At 71.5% G+C, this 2,547-nt stretch carries 3 protein-coding genes and 1 pseudogene; 3 read left to right on the forward strand and 1 reads right to left on the reverse strand.

The window, feature by feature from the left end; translation table 11 throughout:
* A partial coding sequence (locus BDIM_RS18050; protein WP_169312147.1) for an MFS transporter occupies window positions 1–768 on the reverse strand: 768 nt, incomplete at its 3' end.
* Window positions 769–824: 56 nt separating this feature from the next.
* Between BDIM_RS18050 and BDIM_RS12080 the strand changes: the two genes are divergently transcribed.
* From BDIM_RS12080 to BDIM_RS18055, 3 genes and pseudogenes are all read left to right on the forward strand, one after another.
* On the forward strand, window positions 825–1,727 hold the full coding sequence (locus BDIM_RS12080) for a LysR family transcriptional regulator (protein WP_040346041.1): 903 nt from the start codon (window positions 825–827) through the stop codon (window positions 1,725–1,727).
* A gap of 121 nt (window positions 1,728–1,848) precedes the next feature.
* Window positions 1,849–2,223, forward strand: coding sequence for a hypothetical protein (locus BDIM_RS12085; RefSeq protein WP_003165879.1), 375 nt, complete (start codon window positions 1,849–1,851; stop codon window positions 2,221–2,223).
* A 129-nt stretch (window positions 2,224–2,352) separates the two neighbouring features.
* A pseudogene (locus BDIM_RS18055) lies at window positions 2,353–2,547 on the forward strand (hypothetical protein); the annotation flags it as partial.

Below are 2,547 nucleotides of genomic sequence, written 5' to 3' on the forward strand. Positions count from 1 at the left end.
CACCGCTATGGCGGCGCTCGCCATCAGGCCCGCCGCCAGGGCCGCCTCGGCCGCTGTCAGACCCAGCCGGGTCAACAGACGCGGCAGGTGGGCGCTCATGGCGGTCGCCACCCACCAGGCCCCGGCGAACAGGATCGCCAGGCGGATCATGGTTCCGTCCCAGCGCACAGGCCCGGACGCCGGTCGATGGCCGCCCGCTCGCCCGTCCGGCAGCACCGCCGCATACAACGGCAGGCACAGCAGCAGATGCGCCCCCGCCCAGACGAAGCAGGCGCCGCGCCAGCCCAGGGTCTCGATCATCGCCAAGGTCAACGGCCAGCCGAGCGCCCCGCCGAAGGCGCCGAGCAGAGAGACGGCGGCGATCGACTTCTTCGCCGCCTCGCCGTGTAGGGCCACCAGGACGGCGTAGGCCGGGCCGTACAGCCCCACCCCCATGCCCGCGCCCAGCATCAGCACCCCCGCAAACATGACGACCGGCTCGCGCGCCAGCCCCAGCAGGGTCAGGGCCAGGGCGAAGATCACGGCCGCCGCCGACAGCACCTCGCGTCCGCCGCGCCGGTCGATCCAGCGCCCGCCGAACGGGCTGAGCGCCGCCGAGACCAGGAAGGCCCCCGACAGGGCCGTGAACACCACGCCCGGATTTGTCCCAACGCCCGCCGCCAGCGGCTCGGCCAGCACCCCCATCAGATAATAGCTGGAGGCGAAGGAGACGATCATCCCCAGCCCCAACACGGGGACGATCAGACGGGAAACGGCGGCGTGCGACATGGCGCGCTCTGTCAGCGGATTTGCCCGCGCGACGAAAGCGACCTATCGAACACCTCATGTTCGAAAACCTCACAGCTTCAGGCGCCATGCCCTCGCTGAACGCCCTACGCGCCTTCGAGGCCATGGCGCGCACGGGCGGCGCCACCCGCGCGGCGGCCGAGCTGAACGTGACCCACAGCGCCGTCAGCCGACAGGTCAAGGCGCTGGAGGCGCAACTGGGTCTGCGCCTGTTCGAGGGGCCGCGTCACGCCCTGACACTGACCGAGGCCGGGCGCGGCCTGCTGCCCGGACTGACCGCCGCCTTCGACCAGATCGCCGCCGCCGTGGCCGAGGCGCGCGGGACCGGGCGCGACCTGCACGTCGCCGTCAACGCCAGCCTGGCGGTCAAATGGCTGATCCCGCGTCTGGCCGACTTCAACCGCCTGCATCCCCAGGTGCGGGTCCACTTGGTTGAACTGGCCCCGCACGCCGTCAGCCGACGCGGCGCCGACATGCTGCTGCGATTGCTCGACACGCCTCGGATCGAGGCTCTGGGCGCGATCGCCGTCATTCCCAATGCGGTCGGGCCGGTGATCGCCCCCGCCCTGGCCCAAGACGACGCGCGGACGGCGGTCTTGACCGCGCCGCGCCTGACGCCGCGCACCCACGCCACGGCCTGGAAGGATTGGGCCGGTCTGAGCAGACGGCGGCTGCCCCCCGCGCCCGAGCGGCCGGTCGCCCATCTGCATTTCGCCCTGGACGGCGCCCTGGCGGGCTGGGGCGCGGCGGTACTGCCCTGGGCGTTGACGGCCGAAGCCGTGATGGACGGACGCCTCCTGGCGCCCTTCGGCTTCGCCCGCGACGACGGGGCCGTAGCGGCCATCCCCGGCGCAGGCGAGATGTCGCAAGATCGTCGCCTGCTCCTGCGCTGGCTCTCCGACCAGGGCCGCGCCATGCCCGCGGCGCCGGATGCAACCTGAAGCTTTGCTGAACACGGCTTTCATCCGTCGCGGGGACGTGGTTCTCTAGGAAGACGCAAATCGGCCGCGCCGCGCCGTCATGATCCGGGCCGTCGCCGTTCGCGGCCCCTGTGGAGTTCAGATGCTGCTCGTCGCCTTCACCGCCGTTCTGGCGCTGGTTCAAGGTCAGGCTCAGGCTCAGGCTCAGGCCCAGCCCCCTGCTCCGGCCCCTCGGCTCGTCTCCTATGACGAGGCGGTGCGGTGCGCTGGACTGACCCAGGCCGCGTCCGAGCTGGAAGGCGGCGAAAGCCGTTACGGCCGCGAGCTTTACGACGCCGCCCTCTATTGGTCGCTGGCGGCCATGCAGGCGGCGACGACCGCTGGGCGCAACCCGACGGCGGCCGAGAACGACCAGACCCGCGCCCGACTTCAGTCCGTGCGCCGCCTGTCGGCAGGCGACGCCGAGGCGCGCTCCGCCCTGCAACGCTGCCGCAAGGCCGCGCCTCGCCTGGGCTAGAGACGAAAAATCGGCCGCCCCCCGTTTTTTCTCATCATATGGTTAAGCCGAACCCTTCGAACGGCGCTGCGTTTGCTTGGACGACCCCCGGATCACCCTCGTGATCCCGAAGCGGGACGACGGAGCGCCATGTTCGAATTCGGCAGAGATCTGAGACGGCTGTTCGAGAAGGCGCGAGACAGCGACGATCTCGGCTGGCTGGAGCTGATCGGCGCAGGGCTTGTGGAGGTCGAGGCCCGTCAGCAGGCCACGGATGCGGGCCGCGTCTCCTGCGCCCGCCCCTTCGAAGCCGCCCTGCGCGCCGCCGCCCTGTGGCGCGAGCAC

It is taken from the genome of Brevundimonas diminuta ATCC 11568 (assembly GCF_000204035.1).
GTDB lineage: Bacteria > Pseudomonadota > Alphaproteobacteria > Caulobacterales > Caulobacteraceae > Brevundimonas > Brevundimonas diminuta.

Coding starts and splice junctions, on each gene's coding strand:
- BDIM_RS12080 (WP_040346041.1), top strand. CDS start 825: ATGTTCGAAAACCTCACAGCTTCAGGCGCCATGCCCTCGCTGAACGCC.
- BDIM_RS12085 (WP_003165879.1), top strand. CDS start 1,849: ATGCTGCTCGTCGCCTTCACCGCCGTTCTGGCGCTGGTTCAAGGTCAG.